This is a genomic window from Flavobacterium sp. (assembly GCF_049590715.1).
In the GTDB taxonomy this organism is placed as follows: Bacteria; Bacteroidota; Bacteroidia; order Flavobacteriales; family Flavobacteriaceae; genus Flavobacterium.
The window spans coordinates 1-1709 of sequence record NZ_JBAWDL010000186.1 but is presented as its reverse complement, the minus strand read 5'-3'; the positions used below and the strand labels follow the sequence as shown (position 1 = coordinate 1709).

Genomic DNA, 1709 nt, shown 5'->3' with positions numbered 1-1709 from the left:
GCGATACGGTGCGCTTGTCGCCCAACTTCGCGAGCCCGTCGGCCACGGCGAGCAAGACGGGAAGCCAGACGGTCGCCGTCGCCGTCGGCAAGGTCGTCGAACTCGCAGCCGACTACGGCACAGTGCGCTACACGACGTCTTCGGGAATTCGGATTGTGGCATTCGGCGATGTCGTCGTGGTGGAGTCAGGCTATGAGCGAGGTGGCGAATGGGGTGTCGCTTACCGGTACCGCGGAGCCAATGGCCGCTATGACCTCACGATGCAGAACTACGCAGACCTTGCACGGTGGGTGCCCATTGGCGGCGATGCCGGCAGCATCTACCGTTACGTAGGAACACCGGGAGTGCTCGACCTGAACTCACTCGACTATTCCGACGTCGACTCGTGGGCGTTGATTGCAGGTCAGGCCGGTGGCCTGTATCAGTGGATGGGCGCGGACGGCACAACGGTGAATCTCGCATCCGCAGATTTCACTGACCTCGGCTACTGGAAGCCAGTGGGCCCGAGCAATTACTTTCCGCTCGGATTCAACATTTCAACTTCGCCATCGGTCGCCGTGGCAGCAGTGGTCGTGCTCAACGACCTGCGCAGCGATGTACGCGCTCGCATCGGCTTCGCTGATCTGAACGCAGATAACCTCACGGTGCGTGCGGTGCAAGATTCGATCGTCCGCGCCGATATAGATGTCACCGCGAACTCATCGGGCGGTAGCTCATTCACTGGCAACGGCACGTCGCTTGCTGCGGCAGGAATTATCGCGACGAACCGCGTGCTGGGTTCGGTGAACGCGGGAATCTGGTCATCACGTGTCGATTTGACCGGAGCGCTCGTGGTCGAAGCGCTCATCACAGCAGATATTGATGCGACCGTCGCAGCCGCCGTATCGACGGGAGCAGAGGCGTGGGGACTCACCCTCGCGTTCAACACGATCGGGTGGCTGCCAACCAATACCTTCTTCGCGTTCATCGATGCCGTCATCGGTGATCCGCTGATCGCTTCGAACACCGCATTCGGTGGGCAATCACCGCAACAGGCAAACGCACTAGTTCAGCTCAGCCAGATCGTTCATGCGTCGTCAGTGACGGTTCACGCCGAATCAGCAAACTCTGTCGTCGCAACGGTCACCAACGATGCGACCTCGGCGCCGGCTGCACTCTTCGGCGCGGGCGGATTGAGCGTCAACGGAGTTGTTGTCAGCAACAAAGTCAATGGCGGTGCTCGCTCGCTTCTTGATGGTGAGCCGACACCGAACTATGCCCTGGGCGTCGCAACCGCCACCTTAGAGACCGGTGACCTCGTCGCAGCTCCCGGCGGCGGCGTATACGAGTTCATTGGCGCACCGCGCGGTCCACCAGCCACGAACCTCGCCACAGAAAACTACGCGATCACTACACAGTGGCGCCGCGTTGACGGCCTCGTCAAGAGTGCCTCCGCAGGTGCCGTAAGCGTTACCGCCTCCTCCGCCGGTCGAGTCGAGGCAACCTCGACGCTCTCAGCAGTGGTGGCCCCGAACAATGATGCCGGTGCCGGGATTCTCAACCGTTGGACCGCTCAGGTGCTCGACGGATACGAGTTCACCAGTCGATCGGGCACCCGCACGCTCGCTTTTGGAGATCGCGTTCGCGTCGCCGACGACTTCAGCGGCACGTCGATCGTTGATGGATCAGTTGATCCTGCCGGACAGGTCTTTCAGTGGATGGGCCTCGAT

At 61.3% G+C, this 1709-nt stretch carries 1 protein-coding gene; it reads left to right on the top strand.

All coding sequences use genetic code 11. From position 1 onward, the window contains the following. On the top strand, positions 1–1709 hold a 1709-nt coding region (locus tag WBQ70_RS08535), incomplete at both ends, for a hypothetical protein (RefSeq protein WP_423912913.1).